The sequence below is a fragment of the Micromonospora sp. NPDC005707 genome (genome assembly GCF_040631005.1).
Taxonomy (GTDB): domain Bacteria; phylum Actinomycetota; class Actinomycetes; order Mycobacteriales; family Micromonosporaceae; genus Micromonospora.
The window spans coordinates 167204-187653 of record NZ_JBEXYR010000011.1 but is presented as its reverse complement, the minus strand read 5'-3'; the positions used below and the strand labels follow the sequence as shown (position 1 = coordinate 187653).

Annotated in this window: 23 protein-coding genes; 10 read left to right on the top strand and 13 right to left on the bottom strand. The window is 74.7% G+C overall.

Translation table 11 applies throughout. From position 1 onward, the window contains the following. Positions 1-147: 147 nt before the first annotated feature. From ABZ452_RS22855 to ABZ452_RS22825, 7 genes are all read right to left on the bottom strand, one after another. Positions 148-1191 (bottom strand): helix-turn-helix domain-containing protein, encoded by a 1044-nt coding sequence (locus ABZ452_RS22855; protein WP_357946279.1) that lies wholly within the window; start codon positions 1189-1191, stop codon positions 148-150. Between the two features lie 123 nt (positions 1192-1314). Beyond that, positions 1315-1818 carry a hypothetical protein gene (locus ABZ452_RS22850; RefSeq protein ID WP_357946276.1) on the bottom strand — a complete coding sequence of 168 codons (504 nt, stop codon included), beginning with the start codon at positions 1816-1818 and terminating at the stop codon, positions 1315-1317. A 66-nt stretch (positions 1819-1884) separates the two neighbouring features. After that, a complete protein-coding gene (locus ABZ452_RS22845; RefSeq protein WP_357946273.1) occupies positions 1885-3516 on the bottom strand; it encodes a RecQ family ATP-dependent DNA helicase in 1632 nt (543 codons plus the stop codon). A gap of 45 nt (positions 3517-3561) precedes the next feature. Beyond that, positions 3562-5310 carry a hypothetical protein gene (locus ABZ452_RS22840; RefSeq protein WP_357946327.1) on the bottom strand — a complete coding sequence of 583 codons (1749 nt, stop codon included), beginning with the start codon at positions 5308-5310 and terminating at the stop codon, positions 3562-3564. An 89-nt stretch (positions 5311-5399) separates the two neighbouring features. Further along, positions 5400-6443 carry a MoxR family ATPase gene (locus ABZ452_RS22835; RefSeq protein WP_357946324.1) on the bottom strand — a complete coding sequence of 348 codons (1044 nt, stop codon included), beginning with the start codon at positions 6441-6443 and terminating at the stop codon, positions 5400-5402. Between the two features lie 87 nt (positions 6444-6530). Then, positions 6531-7481 (bottom strand): TIGR03557 family F420-dependent LLM class oxidoreductase, encoded by a 951-nt coding sequence (locus ABZ452_RS22830; RefSeq protein WP_357946271.1) that lies wholly within the window; start codon positions 7479-7481, stop codon positions 6531-6533. An 87-nt stretch (positions 7482-7568) separates the two neighbouring features. Continuing rightward, the gene (locus ABZ452_RS22825) at positions 7569-7691 is read right to left on the bottom strand and encodes a hypothetical protein (RefSeq protein WP_255474570.1); all 123 of its coding nucleotides are present in this window, start codon (positions 7689-7691) and stop codon (positions 7569-7571) included. Between the two features lie 135 nt (positions 7692-7826). On the opposite strand from ABZ452_RS22825, the gene ABZ452_RS22820 reads away from it, so the two are divergent. Beyond that, entirely contained in the window at positions 7827-9329 is a 1503-nt protein-coding gene (locus ABZ452_RS22820; protein WP_357946268.1) for a glycoside hydrolase family 3 protein, read from the top strand. 32 nt (positions 9330-9361) lie between these two features. Here ABZ452_RS22820 and ABZ452_RS22815 read toward each other — a convergent pair whose 3' ends face one another. Together ABZ452_RS22815 and ABZ452_RS22810 are read right to left on the bottom strand one after the other, a co-directional pair. Beyond that, positions 9362-9649 (bottom strand): GNAT family N-acetyltransferase, encoded by a 288-nt coding sequence (locus tag ABZ452_RS22815; protein ID WP_357946265.1) that lies wholly within the window; start codon positions 9647-9649, stop codon positions 9362-9364. Then, positions 9646-10872, bottom strand: coding sequence for a cysteine desulfurase-like protein (locus ABZ452_RS22810; protein ID WP_357946262.1), 1227 nt, complete (start codon positions 10870-10872; stop codon positions 9646-9648). The genes ABZ452_RS22815 and ABZ452_RS22810 overlap by 4 nt, the downstream gene beginning before the upstream one ends. Before the next feature lie 74 nt (positions 10873-10946). Between ABZ452_RS22810 and ABZ452_RS22805 the strand changes: the two genes are divergently transcribed. From ABZ452_RS22805 to ABZ452_RS22775, 7 genes are all read left to right on the top strand, one after another. Continuing rightward, positions 10947-11312 carry a hypothetical protein gene (locus tag ABZ452_RS22805; protein WP_357946260.1) on the top strand — a complete coding sequence of 122 codons (366 nt, stop codon included), beginning with the start codon at positions 10947-10949 and terminating at the stop codon, positions 11310-11312. Positions 11313-11374: 62 nt separating this feature from the next. Further along, positions 11375-12196, top strand: coding sequence for a DUF1206 domain-containing protein (locus ABZ452_RS22800; protein WP_357946257.1), 822 nt, complete (start codon positions 11375-11377; stop codon positions 12194-12196). Between the two features lie 77 nt (positions 12197-12273). Continuing rightward, entirely contained in the window at positions 12274-13470 is a 1197-nt protein-coding gene (locus tag ABZ452_RS22795; protein ID WP_357946254.1) for a mechanosensitive ion channel domain-containing protein, read from the top strand. A 310-nt stretch (positions 13471-13780) separates the two neighbouring features. Further along, positions 13781-14215, top strand: coding sequence for a phage holin family protein (locus ABZ452_RS22790; RefSeq protein ID WP_357946250.1), 435 nt, complete (start codon positions 13781-13783; stop codon positions 14213-14215). Beyond that, entirely contained in the window at positions 14212-14553 is a 342-nt protein-coding gene (locus ABZ452_RS22785; protein ID WP_357946248.1) for a DUF3618 domain-containing protein, read from the top strand. Before ABZ452_RS22790 ends, ABZ452_RS22785 begins: the two co-directional genes overlap by 4 nt. Next, complete coding sequence (locus tag ABZ452_RS22780) at positions 14550-14822, top strand: DUF4235 domain-containing protein (RefSeq protein WP_357946244.1); 273 nt, start codon at positions 14550-14552, stop codon at positions 14820-14822. Before ABZ452_RS22785 ends, ABZ452_RS22780 begins: the two co-directional genes overlap by 4 nt. Before the next feature lie 287 nt (positions 14823-15109). Then, positions 15110-15313, top strand: a complete 204-nt coding sequence (locus tag ABZ452_RS22775) for a cold-shock protein (protein WP_091424054.1) — start codon at positions 15110-15112, stop codon at positions 15311-15313. 93 nt (positions 15314-15406) lie between these two features. Here the strand turns inward: ABZ452_RS22775 and ABZ452_RS22770 are convergent, their stop codons facing one another. Next, positions 15407-15604, bottom strand: coding sequence for a hypothetical protein (locus tag ABZ452_RS22770; protein WP_357946241.1), 198 nt, complete (start codon positions 15602-15604; stop codon positions 15407-15409). 91 nt (positions 15605-15695) lie between these two features. Next, positions 15696-16679, bottom strand: coding sequence for an aldo/keto reductase (locus ABZ452_RS22765; RefSeq protein ID WP_357946239.1), 984 nt, complete (start codon positions 16677-16679; stop codon positions 15696-15698). Between the two features lie 84 nt (positions 16680-16763). Here ABZ452_RS22765 and ABZ452_RS22760 point away from each other — a divergent pair, with 84 nt between their 5' ends. Together ABZ452_RS22760 and ABZ452_RS22755 are read left to right on the top strand one after the other, a co-directional pair. Next, complete coding sequence (locus ABZ452_RS22760) at positions 16764-17555, top strand: trans-aconitate 2-methyltransferase (RefSeq protein WP_357946236.1); 792 nt, start codon at positions 16764-16766, stop codon at positions 17553-17555. Further along, positions 17552-18577, top strand: a complete 1026-nt coding sequence (locus ABZ452_RS22755; RefSeq protein WP_357946233.1) for an adenosine deaminase — start codon at positions 17552-17554, stop codon at positions 18575-18577. Before ABZ452_RS22760 ends, ABZ452_RS22755 begins: the two co-directional genes overlap by 4 nt. Here the strand turns inward: ABZ452_RS22755 and ABZ452_RS22750 are convergent. Together ABZ452_RS22750 and ABZ452_RS22745 are read right to left on the bottom strand one after the other, a co-directional pair. Further along, entirely contained in the window at positions 18534-18809 is a 276-nt protein-coding gene (locus ABZ452_RS22750; RefSeq protein WP_357946230.1) for a hypothetical protein, read from the bottom strand. The two genes, ABZ452_RS22755 and ABZ452_RS22750, sit on opposite strands and share 44 nt — an antisense overlap. Positions 18810-19045: 236 nt before the next feature. Then, positions 19046-20434: a HAMP domain-containing sensor histidine kinase gene (locus ABZ452_RS22745; protein WP_357946228.1), complete on the bottom strand. Its 1389-nt coding sequence runs from the start codon at positions 20432-20434 to the stop codon at positions 19046-19048. Between the last annotated feature and the right edge of the window lie 16 nt (positions 20435-20450).

The window sequence follows — 20450 nt, the reverse complement described above, 5'->3', positions numbered from 1 at the left end:
GGCCGGAAACCGGTGTGGCCGTCGACGGCCGATGCCGTCCGGGGTGCCGCCACCGGGCGGCCGCCCGCGGCGGAACCGCCGCGGGCGCCTCGCCACGGCCCCCCGATACCAGTGGGCCGCGCCGGTCGCCCGGCTGCCGGCCCGCACTCAGTATGTCCGGCCGGAGTTGACTGCGGACGCCGCCGTGTTGACGATCCGTGCCGCTTCCAGGTGGCGGGCCCGGTACGCCTGCGGGGTCTCCGTGTACGCGGCTCGGAACGCCCGGCTGAAGTGGGCCTTGTCCCGGAAGCCCCACCGGCCGGCGACGAGCTGGATCGGCCGGTCGGCCAGCGCCGGGTCGGCGAGGTCCCGGCGGCACCGCTCCAGGCGCTCGTCCCGGATGCACGCCGCCACCGTGGTCTCCTCGGCCTCGAAGAGCCGGTGCAGCGACCGGACCGAGATGTGGTGGGCGTCGGCGATCGACTGCGGGCTCAGCGTGCCGTCACCGAGGTGCTGGTGGATGTGCGAGCGGATCTGGGCGAGCAGTGCCCGCCGCCGCACCTCGGTGGGCACGGCGTCCGCGGAGACCAGGTGCCGGCCGAGCATGGTGGAGATCAGGTCGAGGCCGACGCCGGCCAGCCGCTCCGCGTCCGCCGCGTGGTACTGCTCGGGATGGCCGGTGAGCCGGATGAGGTAGTCCGCCAGCAGCGCGCCGACCCCCTCGGTGCCGGACATCCGGCCCGCGAACAGCGGGGTGAGCCGGCGGTGGGCCAGGGGCAGCGCGTCGTACGGGATGAAGGCCACGAGCGAGCTGGCGGGCCGGCGCCCGTCGTCGTCGCCGTGGTGGCTGAGCTCCTGGGGGCGGGCGCAGTCGTAGAAGGTGAAGTCGCCGGGGCGGCAGATGCCGCGCTGCCCGTCCTGGTCGGCCATGCTGTTGCCGGTGAGGGTCAGCGCGAGCACGTAGTAGTCGGCGTCGGAGCGCTGGATCAGCTTGCGGCTCCGGGTCCCGTCCAGCGAGGGGTAGCGGTGGCGGATGAGCTGTAGCGGACCGAGGTCGAGGAACTCCGCCCGGGCCACGAAGTTGTCGGCGTGCTCGGTGCGTACCCGCATGAGCCCCGGCGTGTGGGCGAGCATCTCGAGCCACAGGCCGAAGCGGTCGGCGGCCGGCACCTGTGCCGTGTCGAAGACCTGCCGGTTCAGTTCCGTGTCCATGCGCGACCCCCGTGGTTCGTTCCCCTTCATGAAGCAGGACGCCCCACGAGGCCGGGAGTTGGCGCTCGTGGGGCGTGACATTTCCGTCATTGACGGACGTCGAATCTTCTGTTAAGAGTCCGATCAGTCGTTGAGCACGTGCGCGAGCCGGTCGCGGAAGCGCCGCTCCGAGTCGCTCACCACGTCGCCGCCGAGGCCCAGGATGCCGCCCGTGGACGCGGCCCCCACCACCTGCTCGGCGATCTCCACGAGCCAGTGCCGGTAGGCGCCCGCCTGCCCCTCGTCGAGCTTGGCGGAGAGCAGCACGGACGCCTGCCCGGCCCGGCCGAGCACGTCCTCGATCATCGCCTGGGGGTCGTCGGGGGTGATGACCGGCAGTTCCTCACCGGCCTCCGGGTCGCCCACCCGGGAGACGATCTCGCCGGCGACGGCGGCCACCAGCGGGCTGGCCGACTCGCGGCCCGCGGCGATCGTCTCCAGCCCGGCGGCGTTCTCGGCCATGGTGCGCCGGGTGCCGTCGGACTCGGCCGCGGCGGCCGCCGCGAGGACCGACTGCGGCAGACCGACCAGCAGCCCCCACTCCTCGTCGGAGAAACCGAACCCGGTGTACGCCGGCTGCTCGATCACGATCAAGCCCCTTTCGCCGTGGTCGTCGTTGTCGACGGGCGCCGCCACCGCGGCGCCCGGGTCAGGCTAGTCCAGCTCCAGCAGGCCCTGTTCGGACACCACGCGGACGGACAGCGTCTTGTAGCCCACCTCGTCGAAGAGCACCGTCATCCGGTCCTCCTCGTAGCTGAGCACCAGGCCGGCGCCCCACTCCGGGTGGCGCACCTGGCTGTGCACGGGAAACGGCCCCACCGCGCCGTCCGCGGGGACGCTGGTGCCGGCGTGGCAGTTGTCGCAGTGCCCGCAGACCTCGCTCATCTGCTCGCCGAAGTACGCCAGCAGGGCCTGCCCCCGGCAGCCGGTGGTCTCCGCGAAGGCCCGCATCATGTCGGTCCGCGACCGGGTCACGGTCTGCTGCCGCTCCGCCTCGGCAAGCGCGGCCCGGCCCGACTCGGCGGCCGCCGGGGCGTACCGGGGAGCGGCGATCCGCTGCCGGGCCCGGGGTTCCGCGGCGCCCACCTGCTCCAGCAGGGGGAGGTACTGGCCGAGCTTGCGCGGCCCCAGGCCGGTCACCTCGCGCAGCTCCTTCTTGGTGCGGGCCTGCTTGCGCAGCAGGGCGGCCAGCTCCGCCAGCTCGTTCTCGTCGGGCAGGCCCCCGCTGAAGTAGCGCTGGAGGCCGACGTCCTCGGCGCGCCAGAGCAGCAGCACCCGGGCGGGCGCCCCGTCCCGGCCGGCCCGGCCGATCTCCTGGAAGTAGCTGTCCGGCGAGTCGGGCAGCGCCATGTGCACCACCCAGGCGATGTTCGGCTTGTCGATGCCCATGCCGAACGCCGAGGTCGCCACCATGATCGGCACCTGGTCGGCCAGGAACGCCTCGTGCAGCTCGTTGCGGGCGCCGGTCGGCATCCCGCCGTGGTAGTACTGCGCCGGGAAGCCGGCGTCGGTGAGCCGCTGGGCCAGTTCCTCGGCCGCCCGCCGGGTCGGCACGTAGATGATGCCGGGCCGCTCGTCGTCGCGGAGCAGCGCGAGCAGCCGCCGCCAGCGGTAGTCGTCGGTGGGGCAGTGCGCCACCTCCAGGAAGAGGTTGGGCCGGTCCAGCCCGGACACCACCACCTCGGGGTCGCGCAGCCGCAGCCGGGCCACGATGTCGTCGCGGACCGGCGGGGAGGCGGTGGCGGTCAGCGCCACCACCGGCGGCCGGCCGATGCCCTCGATCAGGTGGCCGAGCGCCAGGTAGTCCGGGCGGAAGTCGTGCCCCCAGGCGGAGATGCAGTGCGCCTCGTCGATCGCGACCAGCGCCGGCTTCAGCGCGCGGACCTCGGCCAGCCGCTCGGGGTTGCTCAGCGCCTCCGGGGTGATGAACAGGAACTCGGCGCGGCCCGCCCGGATCTCCTCGATCGCCTCGGCCTGCTGGGCCGCGCTCTCGTCGGAGCTGATCCGGACCGCCCGCAGCTCGGGACGCTGCCGCTCGTTGAGCGCGGCGATCTGATCCTGCTGGAGGGCGAGCAGCGGGGAGATGACCACCGTGGGACCGGGGATCAGGCTGGCCGGGATCTGGTAGATCGCCGACTTGCCGGCGCCGGTGGGCAGCACCACCAGGGCGTCGCGGCGCTTCATGACCGCCCGCATGGCGGCCAGCTGGTTGGGCCGGAGGGCGGTCCAGCCGAAGAGGCTCTTGGCCGCGCGGCGCAGGGTCGTCGAGTGCCTGGTCAGTTTCATCAGTGGCCGCAGGTACCCCTGCCGATCACCGCCGAAACCGGGTCATCAGGTCATCCGGAACACCGGGCCGCGCGGGGTGAAGGGCAACCGGGCGCCACGCGACACCAGGAAGGCGTGGTCCCGGCGGATCCGCAGCACGTCGCACTCGCCGTCGGTGATCACCAGGATCGGACCGTCCGCCGGGAAGTCGTCGGCGTTCTCCAGCAGGCGTACGCCCGGCTGGAGCACGGTGCCGCCGCCGCCCCGCACCCGGACCCGCCCGGCGATCTCCTCCACCGGCAGGTAGCCGGCGTCGTACGCCACCGCGTCGCAGCACACCACGCGGGCGGCGGGCACGTCCCGGGCGAGGGCGTACGCGGCGACGGCCCCGAGCGCCCGCCCCATCAGCCGGGTGCCCATCGACCCCGACGTGTCCAACAGCACACCGAAGGTCGGCCGGCGCTCCTCCACCTCGGGCCGGTGCCAGCCGGGACGCGGGATGCCGGGGGTGGCGGCCTGGCGGCGCGACGGCCGGGCGTACGAGCGCAGCCGCTCCCGCGCCGGGAACCGCTCGTCGAACCAGCGGGCCAGTTGCACGTCCCACGGCGGCGGCGGTTCGTCGAGCACGCGGATCTCGGCGACCAGCCCGGCCGGGAGCAGTCCCCGCCCGGACGACTCGTGGTAGGCGAGTCCGCCGGTCAGCGCCCGCCGGTAGTACTCGTCCAGGTCGATCCCGCGGCGGGCCTCGCCCGGCCCCGGCGTCCCGTGGCCCAGGATGTCCCCCCGCCCCGCGCCGCGCAGGGTGGCGAGCCTGCGGTGGCGGCGCAGGTCGGTGGCGAGCCGGTCGTACACCGCCTCGCTCGACAGGCCGCGCAGCTGCGGGTCGTGCAGCAGGCCCTCGGGCATCTCGCCGACCGCCATCTCCACGAGCCAGCCGTTGACGACGTAGTCGGTGGCGACGTTCCACAGGTACGGGTCGCGGTGTGCCACCCGCTCGCCGTGCCGCAGCGCCGCGTGCAGCATCTCGTGCGCCAGCACGAAACGGCACTGCGCCTCCGGCAGCACCCGCAGCGGGTTGACGTAGATCTCCCCGGCGTCCGCGTCCACGGCGGCGACCGCGATGTCCCACGAGCGCGCCAGTTCCACGTCGGCGACGATCCGGAACCCCGCGGCCAGCGCGCCGAGCAGCGGGTACGACGAGACGAACCAGCGCCGGGCCCGCTCCCAGGCGTTGTCCCGGGTCACGCCGCCCGGTCCCGGCCTGGGCGCTCCCGCCGCCTCCACCGCCGCGGCGGCGGCCGCCGCCAGGCCCACGGCGAAGCGCTCCGGCCAGGTCTGCCACCTGGTGCCGGGCAGCTGCGGGGTGGCCGACCCGGCGGGCCGGGCCGGGAGCACCACGTCGCCGCCGTGACCGCCGACGCCGCAGTCCAGGTACTCCGGCGGGATCCCGCGGTGCCGCCAGTCGGCGGCCAGCCGCTCCTCCGCCCCGCCGGGCAGCGGGGTGGGCAGCAGGCGGGGCGGCCGGCCCAGCTTGGCGTCGAGCTGGAAGCGGCTCACCGCCAGGCAGGCCGCGACCTCCGCCGCCTGGTCGGTGTGGCCGGCGCGGTCCGGTTCCAGGTGACCGAAGCCGAGATGCAGCAGGCAGTGGGCCACCACCCACCACCACTCGTCGGCGTCCGCGCGCCGCCGCAGGTCGACCGTGATCTCGCCGTCGGCGGCCACCCGCGCCCAGCCCCGCCCGTCCGCCGGCCCCTCGCCGTCGCTGCGGCGCAGCCGGGCGCACGGGTACCCGCCGGCGAGCAGCGGCCGGAACATCGGGTGGTCGTGGGCGCGCTTCGCGGCCTGGTCGAACGCCTCCTCGTTCGGATCCGGCCGGCGGCCGGACCGGCGTCGGGTCGCCACGGTCAGGCCCGGGCCGCGACGAGGCGGGGCAGGTCCCGGGTCACCTCGACCAGGAACCAGGCCGGCAGCACCGGCATCCCGTCGTCGTCGGTGGCGACGACGAGCTGGGCGCATTCGAGGGAGATCTCGGCCAGCTCCACCAGCAGCCCCTTGGCCCGGATCGCGAACTCGCGCACGCCGGGAGAGGCGTGCTCCCGGGAGGCGGGCAGCTCCTTGACCAGCCGGGCCCGGAACGCCTCGGCGAAGAAGTAGAGCAGGTCCCGGTCGTGCGGGCCCCGCGGCCAGCCGGCGTCACCCCGCACGATGGCGTCCAGGCCGTACCGGTGCCGCACCGTCTTGACGTACGCGGCGAAGCCGGCGGCGTGCTGCCCGCTGAGCGTGCCGCCGGCCAGCAGCCGCACGGTCGCCTCGTCGACGTCGGCGCCGAAGGAGTGCAGCGCGTCGGAGAGCATGTGCCAGCTGCGCGGGGTCGAGAAGGCCTCCTCGGTCTTGGGCGGTGCCACCCAGAGCTGGTCGGGGCGTTCGGTCAGGTAGTCCACCACCCACGGGTGCACCCCGGCGGCGGCCGCCCAGGCCAGCCAGTCGGTCGCCGAGGCCCGCAGGTGCACGTGCACCAGGCGGTTCACCAGCGCGGACGCCATCGGCCGGGCGAGGGCGTTGTCGGTGGCCCGGTTGCCGGCGCCGATCACGATCGACCCGGCCGGCAGCTCGTACGAGCCGATCCGGCGGTCGAGGATCAGCGAGTAGAACGCCTTCTGCACCTCGGGGCTGGAGGAGTTGAGCTCGTCCAGGAACAGGCAGTACGGCTCGTCGCGGGCGATGGACTCCGGAGGCGCGAACCGGCTGCGCCCGTCGCGCAGCTCCGGCACACCGATCAGGTCCTCGGCGGCGAGCTGGGTGCCGACCAGGGTCACGCAGGGCAGGCCGAGCGAGTCGGCGAAGGCCCGGACCAGCGAGCTCTTGCCGATGCCGGGCGGTCCCCAGACGAAGACGGGCCGGACCACCGCCACGTGCAGCAGCAGCGTGGGCAGTTCGGCCGGGGTCACCGTCAGGGCGGAATGCACGCCCACCATGATCGGAAGTGGGGCGGCGGTCCGCACCTCAATTCCGGTGGCCCCGGCCCGGCGCGGGCCTCAGCGCAGCCGGGGCAGCACCTCGCGCTGGTAGAGGTCGAACAGGCCCTGCCAGTGCGGGCCGGTGTTGGCCACGTAGATCTCGTCGAAGCCGGCCTTGGCGTACTTGTCGATCATTTCCAGGTGGGCGTCGGCGTCCCGGCCGCAGACGAACGACTCCTTCATCATCTCCGGCTTGACGAGCTGCGCGGCCTGCTCGAAGTGGCGCGGTGACGGGAGCACCTGGGACAGCTCGCCCGGCACGCCGGCGTTGGGCCACCGCTCGTACGCGATCCGCGCGCCCTCGTCCTCGCTGTCGGCGTAGGCGGCCTTGAACCCGGCCTGGCAGGGCTTGTCGCCGCCGCCGGAGTCGCGGAACCGGCGCACCATGTCGACGTCGGGCATGGTGCTGACGTAGCCGTCGCCGATCCGGGCGGCCAGCTCGATCGACTTCGCGCCGAAGCCGGAGACGTAGATCGGCGGGGGAGTGTCGGGGCGGGTGTAGATCCGGGCGTGCTCCACCGTGTAGTGCTTGCCGTGGTGGTTGACGAAGTCGCCGGTCCACAGCTCGCGGATCACCTCGATCGCCTCCTCCAGCATCTCCAGCCGGACGTCGGTCTGCGGCCACGGGTCGCCGAAGATGTGCTCGTTGAGCGCCTCGCCGCTGCCCACCCCGAGCACGAACCGCCCCTCGTGCAGCACCGCGCTGGTGGCCGCGGCCTGGGCGATCACCGCCGGGTGGATGCGGACCGTGGGGCAGGTGACCGCGGTGGTCACCGGCAGCCGGCAGACCTGGCTGAGGGCGCCGATGGTCGACCAGACGAAGGGGCTCTGGCCCTGCGCGTCGACCCAGGGGTGGTAGTGGTCGGAGATCCACAGTGCCTCGAAGCCGGCCCGCTCGGCGCCGCGCGCCTGTTCCAGCAGCTCCGCCGGGGTGTACTCCTCGCTGGACAGAAAGTAGCCGATCTTCATCGCTCCCCCTCGCCGCGTCCGCGTGCCGGGCGCACGCACCGACAACGACAGCCCTACCCGGGGGAGACGGGATCCGAACGCGGCGGGTCAGCGGCGGAACATCGCCCGGATGGCGATCAGCAGGAACAGGCCGCCGACCACCAGGCCGAGCAGGCGTACGCCGGGGATGTCCGCGGCGCTGGTGGCGTCGGCGAGCAGGGCGGGAGGCATGCTCGCACTCTCCCACGGGCCGCCCGGCGGTGCCAGCCGCTAACAGTAAGGATTGTTGACTATTTCGGAGGGCGGTGTGACCATGACAGCACCGCCGGGCGGCGGGCCGTGGGGAAGACGGGGGTACGACAGCGCATGAGTGAGCGGACCGTGGGAGCGACCGGAGACCTGGCGGCCCTGGCGGCCGCCGTCCTGCAACCGGGGTTCGTCGGCACCACACCGCCGCCGTGGGTCTGCCGCTGGCTCACCGAGGGGCTCGGGTCGGTGGTCCTCTTCGCCCGCAACGTCGTCGACCACGAGCAGGTCGCCGCCCTGACCGCGACCCTGCGCGCCGAGCGGCCCGACGTGATCGTGGCCATCGACGAGGAGGCCGGCGACGTCACCCGGATCGAGTCGGCCCGGGGCAGCTCCCGGCCGGGCAACCTGGCCCTCGGCGCGGTCGACGACCCGGCCCTCACCGAGGAGGTCGCCCGCGACCTGGGCGCCGAGCTGGCCGGCGTGGGCGTCACGCTCAACTACGCCCCGGACGCCGACGTCAACTCCAACCCGGAGAACCCGGTGATCGGGGTCCGCTCCTTCGGCGCCGACCCGGCCCTCGTGGCCCGGCACACCGCCGCCTGGGTCCGCGGCCTGCAGGCGGGCGGCGTCGCGGCCTGCGCCAAGCACTTCCCCGGGCACGGCGACACCCATGTCGACTCCCATCACGACCTGCCGCGCATCGGCGGCGACCGGGCCCGGCTGGACGCGGTCGAGCTGGCCCCGTTCCGGGCCGCCGTCACGGCCGGGGCGCAGGCGGTCATGACCGGGCACCTGCTGGTGCCGGCGCTGGACCCGGAACTGCCGGCCACGCTCAGCCCGCGCATCCTGGGCCGCCTGCTCCGCGAGGAGCTGGGCTTCGGCGGCGTGGTGGTCACCGACGCCGTGGAGATGCGGGCCGTGGCCGACCGGTACGGCTTCGCCGGGGCGGCGGTCCGCGCGCTCGCCGCCGGGGCGGACGCGATCTGCGTGGGCGGGGAGCGGGCCACCGAGGCCGACGCCCGCGAGCTGCGGGACGCCATCGTGGCCGCGGTCGTCGCCGGTGAGCTGCCCGAGGAGCGGCTGGCCGAGGCGGCGAAGCGGGTCGGGCAGCTCGCCGCCTGGACGGTCGCCGCCCGGACCGGGCGGTCCGGGCACCGGCCCGGCGACGCCGGCTCGGCGATCGGCCTGGCCGCCGCCCGCCGGGCCCTGCGCGTGGTCACCGGCGCGGGCGGGCTGCTGCCGCTGGCCGGCCCGGCGCACGTGGTGGAGTTCGCCCCGCCGCGCAACATCGCCATCGGTGCGGAGACGCCGTGGGGGATCGCGGCGCCCCTGACCGAGCTGGCGCCCGGCACCACGACCGCCCGGTACGCCCGGGAGGAGGTCCCCGCCGACCCGGCCGCCGGCGCGACCGGCCGCCCGCTGGTGCTGGTGGTGCGGGACCTGCACCGGCACGACTGGATGCGGGACGCCGTGTCCCGCGCCCTGGCCGCCCGCCCGGACGCGGTGGTGGTCGAGCTGGGGGTGCCCGAGCTGGTCACCGGGGTGGTGCACGTGGCCACCCACGGCGCGACCCGGGCCGCCGCCCTCGCCGCCGCCGAACTGCTCGCCGGCACGCGCTGACCCGAGCCGGGCCCCGCCGGGCCGGCGGCCGGTCAGGGCTCGGGGACCACCAGGTCGGCGTATTCGGGGTGGCGCTGGATGAACGTGGCCATGAACTCGCACTGGGTCACGAGGCGGCCGCCGCGCTCGCGGATCTGGTCGAGCGTGCCCCGGATCAGCGCCGAGCCCACCCCCATGTTCTGGTAGCGCTCGTCCACCTGGGTGTGCGTGAAGACCAGCACCTCCCCGCGCGGCACGTACGCGGTGAACCCGGCCAGCGCGTCGTCGACGAGGATCTCGAAGCGGCGTTTCGCGGGGTTCTCCTCGACCAGGAAGCTCACCCGGCCATTCTCTCCCCGTCGGCGGCCAGCCGGTCGAGTTCGGCCAGCAAGCGGTCCACCTCCTCGACGGTGTTGTAGTGGTAGACGCTGGCCCGGACCGCGCCGCCGCTGTCCCGCAGGCCCATGGTCTGGAAGTACTCGTAGGCGTAGTAGTCGCCGGAGGAGAGGCAGACGCCGGCCGCGCCCAGTGCCGCCGCGGTCTCCGCGGGGGTCGACCCGGACACCCGGAACGACACCGTCGGGCAACGCCGGGCCGGCGAGCCGTGGACGGTGACGAAGGGGCGGGCGGCCAGCCCGGCGAGCAGCCGCTCGAAGACGGCCTCCTCGTGCGCCTGGGCGGCGGCCAGCCCGGCCCGGAGCCGGTCCCGGCGGCCGCCGGTCGCGGCCGGGTCGAGGGTCGCCAGGTGGTCCACCGCCGCGACCACCCCGGCCAGCAGCGGGAAGCTCGGCGTGCCGTACTCGAACCGGTCCGGGACCGCGTCGGAGGAGGGGAGCAGCTTGGCCGGGCGCAGCGACGCCCAGCGGGCGGGGTCGGCGGCCATCGCGGCCAGGTGCGGCCCGGACCACTTGTAGGCGCTGGTCACCAGGAAGTCCGCGCCGAGCGAGGCCAGGTCGGTGGGGCCGTGCGGCACCGCGTGGACCCCGTCCACGCAGACCAGCGCGCCCGCCGCGTGTGCGGTCTTGGCGATCGCCGCCACGTCCGGCACCGTGCCGATCGCGTTGCTGCCGGCGGTCACGGCCACCAGCCGGGTGCGCTCGGTGACCAGGTCGGCGTACTGGCCGGCGGGCAGCTCCCCGGTCGCCGGGTCGAACTCGGCCCAGCGAACCGTCGCCCCGGCGGCCTCGGCCACCTGCACCCAGGGCCGGACGTTGGCGTCGTGGTCCAGCCGGGAGACCACCACCTCGTCGCCCGGCCGCCAGCCGGCCCCGAGCGTCCGGGCCAGGGTGTAGGTCAGCGCCGTGGCGCTCGGGCCGAGCACCACGCCGCCGGGCTCCGCCCCGAGCAGGTCGGCCACCGCGGCGCGGGCCGCGGCCACCAGGTCCAGGGATCGCCGGCCCGGTACGAAGGCGGTGCTCCGGTTGCCGGTGGCGGCGGTCATGGCGGCGGTGACCGCCTCGATCACCGGCCGGGCGGTCTGGGTGCCGCCGGCGCCGTCGAAGTGGGCGAAGCCCTCGGTCAGGGCGGGGTAGGCGGCCCGGGTGCGGGCGATGTCGAAGGGCATGCCGGGACCCTAACCCGCGGCGGGACGATCACCGGCGGGTGGCGGTGTGGCCGCCGTCTCGTACCCTTGGCCGGGTGACGAATCGACGCGTTTCCCCCGTGCTGACCCCCACCCGCCGCGCCGCCGGCCTGCTCGCCGGCCTCGCGCTCGGCGCCGCGCTGCTGGCCGGTTGCAGTTCGGACAACGCCTCCACCGACTGCGGTCTGGACGCCTGCACCGTCACCTTCGAGCGTGGCGTCGAGGCCAGCGCCTCCATCCTGGGCGTCGAGGCGAAGCTGGTCGGCGCCGAGGGCGACCAGGTCACCGTCGAGGTGGCCGGGGAGCAGCTCTCGCTCACCGTCGGCCAGCAGGCCGCCCAGGCCGGCGGCTTCTCGGTCACCCTCGACAGCGTCACCAACCAGCAGGTCGTCGTCCGGGTGGCCCGCGACCCGAACGGCTGATCGCCGCGCCGGGCGGCGGCGGCCGACGTTTGGAAATCTTCGCACCGGGAGATTGAGGCGCCATGTCTCTCACCCGGAACGCCGGAGCCACCGCCGCCCAGGCCGCGAACAGCAGGTGGCTCGAACTGTTGACCCGGGCCGGTTTCATCGGCTACGGGATCGTGCACCTCCTCTTCGCCTGGCTGGCCGTGCAGATCGCCTTCGGCAAGTCGGGGGAGGAGGGCAACCAGAACGGTGCCCTGCGCACCCTCGGGGAACAGCCGCTCGGCAAGTTCCTCCTGGTGGCCATCGCCGTCGGGCTCTTCGCCATGGCGATCTGGCAGGCGTTCGAGGCGGTCATCGGCCACCGCTCCCGGCGCGGCAAGGAAAAGCTCTTCGAGCGGATCGCCTCCGTCGTCCGCGTGATCGTCTTCGTCTGGCTCGGCTGGACCGCCGTCAAGGTCTTCCAGGACGCGAGCAGCAACGCCGCCGACCAGCAGCAGCAGTTCACCGAGAAGCTGATGGCCTCCGAGGGCGGCCGGTGGCTGGTCGGGCTGGCCGGCCTGGTGCTCGCCGCCGTCGGAATCGGCATGGTGATCTACGGGCTCAAGAAGAAGTTCGAGCGCAACCTGAAGACCGGCGAGATGAGCCCGAAGACGCGCACCCTGACCCGCCGCCTCGGCATGGCCGGGTACGCCGCCCGCGGCGCGGTCTTCGCCATCGCCGGCCTGCTGATCGTGACGGCCGCCGTGAAGTACGACCCGGAGAAGGCCCGCGGGCTGGACGCCGCCCTGCGTACGCTCCGCGACCAGTCGTACGGGCCGGTGCTGCTGACGCTCATGGCGCTCGGTATCGCCGCCTTCGGCGTCTACTGCTTCTTCCAGTCGCGCTACCGCCGGGTGTGATCCTGGTCGATACGCGATAGTCCGGGCACCATTGGGCCTTTGCCCGATTCCGCCCGGCCGGAGGGAGAGTAGAGAACGTGCAGACCTACCTCGTGACCGCCGCCGCCGCGCTCGCCGCGGCGGCGGTCGCGCTGTTGCTGGTCGAGGTGGTGCACCGGGCCACCCGCCGGCTCGGCCGGCGGTCGCTGCTGATGACCGAGCTCACCGAGCACTCGCACCGCTCGTTCCAGGTGGCCGCGACCGTGCTCGCCGTGCAGCTCGCCGTCCGGTTCACCACCCTGTACGCGGTGGGCAGCCCCTGGCGGCAGCTCGTCCTGCACGTCCTGGTCCTCGCCCTGATCGCCGCCACCGCCTGGCTGGTGGCCTCGCTGCTGGTGGTGGCGGAGGACACGGCGCTGGCCCGGTTCCGGGTGGACGTGCCGAACAACCGGCACGCCCGGCGGGTGCGTACGCAGGTGGTGCTGCTGCGCCGGCTGACCATCGCGGTGATCGTGGTGCTCGCCCTCGGCGTGATGCTGATGACCTTCCCGGCCGTCCGCGGCATCGGCGCCGGCGTGCTGACCAGCGCCGGTGTGGTCGGTGTGGTCGCCGCGCTGGCCGCGCAGAGCCTGCTGGGCAACGTCTTCGCCGGCCTCCAGCTCGCCTTCAGCGACGCCGTACGCCTCGACGACGTCGTGGTGGTCGAGGGGGAGTGGGGCCGGGTCGAGGAGCTGACCCTCAGCTACGTGGTCGTGCAGGTCTGGGACGACCGCCGGCTGATCCTGCCCACCTCCTACTTCACGAGCACCCCGTTCCAGAACTGGACCCGGACCGAGGCGGCTGTGCTCGGCACCGCCGAGTTCGACCTGGACTGGGCCATTCCGGTGCAGGCCATGCGGGAGGAGCTGCGGCGGCTGTGCGAGGGCACGGAGCTCTGGGACGGCCGGGTCTGCGTGCTCCAGGTGACCGACGCCACCGGCGGCCTGGTCAAGGTCCGGGCCCTGGTCAGCGCGGCCGACGCCGGCAGCCTGTGGGACCTGCGCTGCCTGGTCCGCGAGCACCTGGTCGCGTGGGTGCGCGACCAGCGCCCGACCGCCCTGCCCCGGCTGCGCGCCGAGGTGGGCGACACCGGCGGCCCGCTGCCCTGGCAGGCGGCGCAGCCGCGGCGGCCGGCCCGCCGGCGGCCCGACACCGAGGTGCCCGACGACGCGCGGGTCTTCGGCGGCAGCGACGACGGCGACGCCCGCAGCGAGGCGTTCGTCGGCCGCGACGAACACGCCGACGCCCGTCGCTGACCCGTACCCCCTCCGGAGCCCCCGGCAGCCGCCCCCGCGGCGCCGGGGGCTCCGCGCGTCGGCCGCCCCTCGTGACCTGCGGCCCGTCCGGCCCGTTGCACCTGCCGGACGGCCTGCGGACGCGGCAGGTCGGGCCGGGTGCGTTTGATCGGCGCGTACCGGGGGACCTGCTGCGCACGCCCCGGATCCGGCCGCCGCCCGGCGGCCGGGCGAGGACATGGTGTGCGGCCGGGTCGACCGGCCGCTCCGCGCAGGATTGACGGGCGGCGACTCCGGGCATACAGCGCGGTGATGATGAAAGGAGGACAGCATGGCTGACGTCGCGAGTCGCAGCGCGTCCCGGACCGGGCACGAGCCGTCCACCGCGGAGCTGGTGCAGCGGGCCACCGAACAGGTCACCCGCCTGGTGCGGGACGAGCTGGCGCTGGCCCGGGCGGAACTGACCCAGAAGGGCAAGCACGCCGGGATCGGGATCGGTCTGTTCGGCGGCGGCGGGGTGATGGCCTTCTACGGCGCCGGCGCGCTGGTCGCCACGGTGATCCTGCTGCTGGATCTGGTCATGCCGGCGTGGCTCGCCGCGCTGATCGTGGCGGTGGCGCTCTTCCTGCTCGCCGGCATCCTGGCGCTCGTCGGCAAGAAGCAGGTCAGCCGTGCCGTCCCGCCGGTGCCGGAGGCGACGGTCCGCAGTGTCCGGGCGGACGTGGACACCGTCACCGCCGCGGTGAAGGACGGGAGGCGGGCATGACCGGCAACGGGACCGGGGACGTGGCGGCGCTCCGGGAGGAGATCCGCCGGACCCGGGTGGAGCTGGGTGAGACGATGGAGCTGCTGGCCGCCAGGGCCGACGTCAAGGCCCTGGTGCGGCACTCCGCCGAGCAGGCGAAGGTGCGGATGCGCGAGCAGGCGGCGCTGACCGTCGCCCGGGTGCGCGGGCAGGCGGCGGAGAGGGCCCGGCTGGTCCGGGCGCAGGCATACGAGAAGGGTGGGGCGGTCGGGCGCAACCCGGTGCCATGGGCGGCCGTGGCGGCCGGGGCCGTGGCCACCGCGGTGGTGCTGTTGATCGTTCGTGGGAGGCGCAGGTGAGCAAGGGCGTCGGCAGGGTTGTCTACAAGCCGGTCGGGGTGCTGATGGGTCTGGCCGCCGGCACCGTCGCCGGGGTCATCTTCCGGCAGGTCTGGAAGATCACGGCCGGCGACGGCGAGGCGCCCAGCGCCACCGACGAGGACCGCCGCTGGGGCGAGATCCTCGCCGCCGCGGCGTTGCAGGGGGCCATCTTCGCGGTCGTCCGGGCCGCCGTGGACCGTGGCGGGGCGGTCGGCGTACGCCGGCTCACCGGCCGCTGGCCCGACTGATTCCATACGCACGAAAGGCCCCTTTCACCTCGGTGGACAGGGGCCTTTCGCCTGGCCCGACGGGCCCGGCCAGTGGATCTGCCGCCACCGTCAGGTCACATGTCGGAGACTTTCGTCGGGTAGGCTGTGCGAAGTTTTTGCGTACGTGGTTTGCTGTCTCACGCTGTTGAGAGACGCGTGGGTTGAGAGAAGTCTCCTTCGATGGGGGCCGCCTCAGGCACCGCTGCTCGAAAACGGCCAATCGGCCGCACGGCGTGCTCGGCCGCCAGTTTTAGAAGGAGATACACATGGCGCAGGGAACCGTGAAGTGGTTCAACGCTGACAAGGGCTTCGGCTTCATCACCGTCGACGGCGGGGGTGCTGACGTGTTCGTCCACTTCTCGGCCATCCAGTCCAGCGGCTACCGCACGCTGGAGGAGAACCAGCGGGTGGAGTTCGAGATCGCCCAGGGTCAGAAGGGTCCGCAGGCCGAGCAGGTCCGCCCCATCTGAGCTGTCGGAGCACCGGCCGCGCCGGCCGGTGCGCAGAAGCCCCGCCTCCCTTCCGGGAGGCGGGGCTTTTCCGCACTGTGGACCGGCCGCGTCTCAGCCGCGCCGGCGCCGGGCCCGCATGCCGAACCACAGCGCCACGAGTCCGATGAGGACGAGCGCCGGGCCGGCGACCGCCCAGATCCGTTGGTCGGTCAGCGCGCTGCCCTCGACGTAGCCCAGGCCCGTCACGGTCCACAGGGCACCGAGCACCACGGCCAGCAGCCCCACGGTGAGCCGGAACCAGCCCCTCATCGCTCCCCCTCCGCCGCCGCGCGCCCGGCTCCAGCATGCCCGCGGGCGCCGCCTCGCGACGACGCCGCGCCGACGGCCCGCCGGTACGGGGTCACCACCGGTCGTGCACCTGTGGGCGGATCAGCTCGTCGTAGGTGGCGCGGACAGCGGCCAGCTCCACTTCGGTCAGCGACGGCAGGCCGGCCGCGGCGGCGTTGCGCCGGGCCTGTTCCGCGTTGCGGGCGCCCGGGATGACCACGGTGACGCCGGGCTGGTCGAGGATCCAGCGGAGCGCGAACTGGGCCATCGTCCGGCCCTCGCCGACCAGCGGCGCGAGCCGCCGCACGGCCGACAGGCCGAGGTCGTAGTCGACGCCGGAGAAGGTCTCGCCGACGTCGAAGGACTCGCCGTGCCGGTTGAAGTTCCGGTGGTCGTTCGCCGGGAAGGTGGTGTGCTCGTCGTACCGGCCGGAGAGCAGGCCGCTGGCGAGGGGCACCCGGGCGATGATGCCGACCCCGGCCTTCGCGGCCTCGGGCAGCACCCGCTCCAGCGGCTTGTGGCGTACGGCGTTGAGGATGATCTGCACGCTGGCCGCGCCGGGGCGGGCGATCGCCGTGAGCGCCTGGTCGCTGGTCTCGACGCTGACCCCGTATCCGGCGATCCGCTCCTCGGCGACCAGGGTGTCCAGGGCGTCGAAGACCCGGTCGTCGGCGAAGACCGCGGTGGGCGGGCAGTGCAGCTGCACCAGGTCGAGGGTGTCCACGCCGAGGTTCGCCCGGGACCGGTCGGTCCAGGCCCGGAAGTTGTCCAGGGTGTACGCCTCCGGCACCTGCGGCACGCGCCGGCCCATCTTGGTGGCCACGGTCAGCCCGTGCCCGGGGTGCGCGCGCAGGAACCGCCCGATCAGCTGCTCGCTGCGGCCGTCGCCGTAGACGTCGGCGGTGTCCAGGAAGGTGACCCCGGCGTCGACGGCGGCGCCGAGCACGTCGAGGGCCGTGCTCTCGCTGACCTCGCCCCAGTCCGCGCCGAGCTGCCAGGCGCCGAGTCCGATGATGCCGACGTGCCGGCCGAGCCGGTCGAAGCTGCGCTGTTCCACCCTGTCGAGCCTAGTGAGCCGCTTGCCGGTACGCCCGCCGGGCCGTACGGTCTAACAAGACGTACGTACGGTTTGGAGGCAGTCATGTGGGATCCGAGCACCTACCTGCGCTACGGCGACGAGCGCTCCCGCCCCTTCCACGACCTGGTGGCCCGGGTCCCCGCCGCGCGCCCACGGGCCGTGGTCGACCTCGGCTGCGGGCCCGGCACGCTCACCGCCACGCTCGCCGAGCGCTGGCCGGAGAGCCGGATCGCCGGCCTGGACTCCTCCCCGGAGATGATCGCGCGGGCGGCCGCCCTGGACACCCCGGTCGACTTCGCCGTCGGCGACGTCCGCACCTGGCGGCCCGAGCCGGACGTGGACGTGCTCGTCAGCAACGCGGTGCTCCAGTGGGTGCCCGGCCACCGGGAGCTGCTCACCCGCTGGGCCGCCGCGCTGCCGGCCGGCGCCTGGCTGGCGTTCCAGGTGCCCGGGAACTTCGCCGCCCCGTCGCACCGGGCGCTGCGCGAGGTGGCCGGGCGGGACCGGTGGCGGGACACCCTCGCCCCGCTGCTGCGCGAGGCGCCCGTCGAGGAGCCGGTCGACTACGCCGCGCTGCTGGTCGGTGCCGGCTGCGCCGTGGACGCCTGGGAGACTACCTACGTGCACCTGCTCCCGGCCGCCGGCGCCGACCATCCGGTGCTGGCCTGGATGGAGGGCACGGCGCTGCGCCCGGTCCGCGCCGCGCTCGACGCCGCCGGCTGGGCCGGCTTCCGCGCCGAGCTCGGGGTACGCCTCGCCGAGGCGTACCCGGTGCGGCAGGGTCAGGTGTACTTCCCGTTCCGCCGGATCTTCGTGGTGGCCCGCACCGGCGCCCGCGCAGAGGAGAACCTGTGACCGACCTGCCCACCTTCATCGCCGGACTGCCCAAGGTGGAGCTGCACGTGCACCACGTCGGCTCCGCCTCGCCCCGGATCGTGGCCGAGCTGGCCGCCCGGCACGAGGGGCGCACTCCCGTCCCGGCCGACCCGGAGGCGCTCGCCGACTACTTCGCGTTCCGCGACTTCGCCCACTTCATCGAGGTCTACCTGAGCGTGGTGGACCTCATCCGGGACGCCGACGACGTCTGGCTGCTCACCCACGAGGTGGCCCGGGAACTGGCCCGCCAGCAGGTCCGGTACGCCGAGCTGACCGTCACGCCGTACTCCCACGTGCACCGGGGGATTCCCGCGCCGGCCTTCTGCGAGGCGATCGAGGACGCCCGCAAGCGGGCCGAGGCCGACTTCGGCATCGCGCTGCGCTGGTGCTTCGACATCCCCGGTGAGGCCGGCCTGCCGGCCGCCGAGCAGACCCTGCGGATCGCCCTGGACGAGCGGCCGGACGGGCTGATCAGCTTCGGCCTGGGCGGCCCGGAGATCGGGGTGCCGCGGCCGCAGTTCAAGCCGTACTTCGACCAGGCCCGCGCGGCCGGCCTGCGGTCGGTGCCGCACGCCGGCGAGACCACCGGCCCGGAGACCGTCTGGGACGCGCTGCGCGAGCTGGGCGCCGAGCGCATCGGTCACGGCATCTCCGCCGCCCTCGACCCGGCGCTGCTCGCCCACCTGGCCGAGCGGCGGATCCCGCTGGAGGTGTGCCCCACCTCCAACGTGCGGACCCGGGCGGTGGCGACCATCGAGGAGCACCCGCTGCCGCAGCTCGTCGAGGCGGGCGTGCTGGTCAGCGTCAACTCCGACGACCCGCCGATGTTCGGCACCACGCTCAACGACGAGTACGCCGTGGCCGCCCGGCTGCTGCGCCTCGACCCGGCCGGCGTGGCCGCGCTGGCCCGCGACGCGGTCACGGCCGCGTTCCTGGAGCCGGGGGAGCAGGCCCGGATCAGCGGCGAGATCGACGCGTACTTGGCGGCCGCGACGCGCTGAGCGGGCGGGACGGCACCGGCCGCCGGGACACCCGCAGCGGCCGGCGCCGCCCGGCCAGGGCCAGCCCGAACCCCACCACCGCGGCGATCGCGACGGCGGCGCCCGGCAGACGGTCGGCGGCCCGGCCGGGGCCGTCCGCGAGGACCGGGTCCTGCCAGGCGGCGAGCGTGAGGGCGACGCCGAGGCCGATCACGGCGGCCCAGCGGAGCAGGCGGCTGACGGTCGGCGTCATCACGGTCACCTCACGCCCGGGGTGCGGCTCGACGGGAGAAGCGGCGCGCGGCGGGAGCGAGGTGTGGGGGGACCGAACTCCCGCCGCGCGCACTGCTCCGCCGACCGAGGTGTTACGGGGCGTCCCCGGCCGGCGGAACTGATGGGTTCGGTACTGATCCTGACAGCCCGGCCGGGCGCCGGGGCCGTCGTTAACCCAGTCCTAAGGAAGACTTGCGGCGGCCCACAGCCACCGGCTCAGCGCTGGCGCGGCCAGCGCCGGCCGGCCCGCGGCTCCCGGGCGTCGCGCGCCATCCGGCCGACCAGGCCGAACCGGTTGACCTGCCGGGGCGTCGCCTCCGGGTCGGCCAGCAGCATCACCACGCTGGCCCCGCCCAGCCGGGCCCGGTCGATGCTCACCGAGCCGTTGGCCTGCAACGCGACCCGCTTGGCGATGTCCAGCCCCAGGCCGGTGGAGCCCTGGTCGCTGGCGCCCCGGCGCAGCGCCCGGTCCGCGTCGGCGATCCCCGGGCCGGCGTCGTCGATCCGGATCGCCACCCAGCCGTCCCGCCGGCTCACCGCCACCTCGAACGCGGTGCCCTGGGGGGTGTAGCGGAAGACGTTGCCGATCACCGCGTCCAGCGCCGCGGCCAGCTCGGCCCGGGGGACCGGCACCGGGATCCGCAGCTGCGCGCCGACCACCCGGTGCGGCCGGTTCTGGTCGCCGGCCAGGGCCGACCAGAAGACCATCCGGTCCCGGACCACCTCGCTGACGTCGCAGGTCGCCGGCCCGGTCTCCTGGCTGACCGCCTTGCGGGTCGTCGTGATCAGCTGGTCGACCTCGCCCTCCAGCGTCACGATGGCCTGCCGGATCCGCCGGATGCCGCGGCGGCGGTCCAGCTCCGCCTCGCTGAACGTGCCGATGCTGGTGTCGTCGGACTCCAGCGCCTCGGCGTCCAGCCGCAGCGCGGTCAGCGGCGTCCGCAGCCGGTGCGACAGGTCGGCGACGAGTTCCCGCTCGTCGGCGCGGAGCGCGACCAGCCGCTCCGCCATCCGGTTGAACGCGTGCCCGGCCTCGGCCAGCTCCCGCGGCCCGGTCGGCTCGACCCGCACGCCCAGCTCGCCGTCGCCGACCGCGAGGGCCGCCTTCACCAGCTCGCCGGTCGCGTCGACGGCCCGGGCGGCCACCCGGTCGACCACGATCACCGCGGCGCCGACCAGCGCCAGCGCCACCGCGAGCAGCAGCAGCCACCGCCCACCGCCGCCGGCGTCGAGCACCTCGTCGGGAACGAAGACCTCCACCACGGCGACCCGGTCGCCGAGCACCACCGGGTCCAGCCGGAGGACGCCACCGGGCACGTCGGTGACCACCGAACGCCGCTCGGCGGCGGCCCGGTCCAGCGCCGCCGCGTCGGCGCGGCCCGCGCTCTCGTCGACCCCGATCCCGTGTACGACGGGCCGCAGCGCCGCGTCGTCGTCGCTGGCCGCCACGGCCCGCCGGACGATCTCCGGGTCGGTGCTGACCGCGAGCGCCCCGGTGACCAGCGCGCTGCGCCGGGCCGCGTCGGCCAGCTTCTCCTCCCGCGCCTGGTCGGACAGGGTGATCCCGAGCGGGATGAGGAAGGCGAGCGCGACGAGGCTGCACATGCCGGCCGTGAGCCAG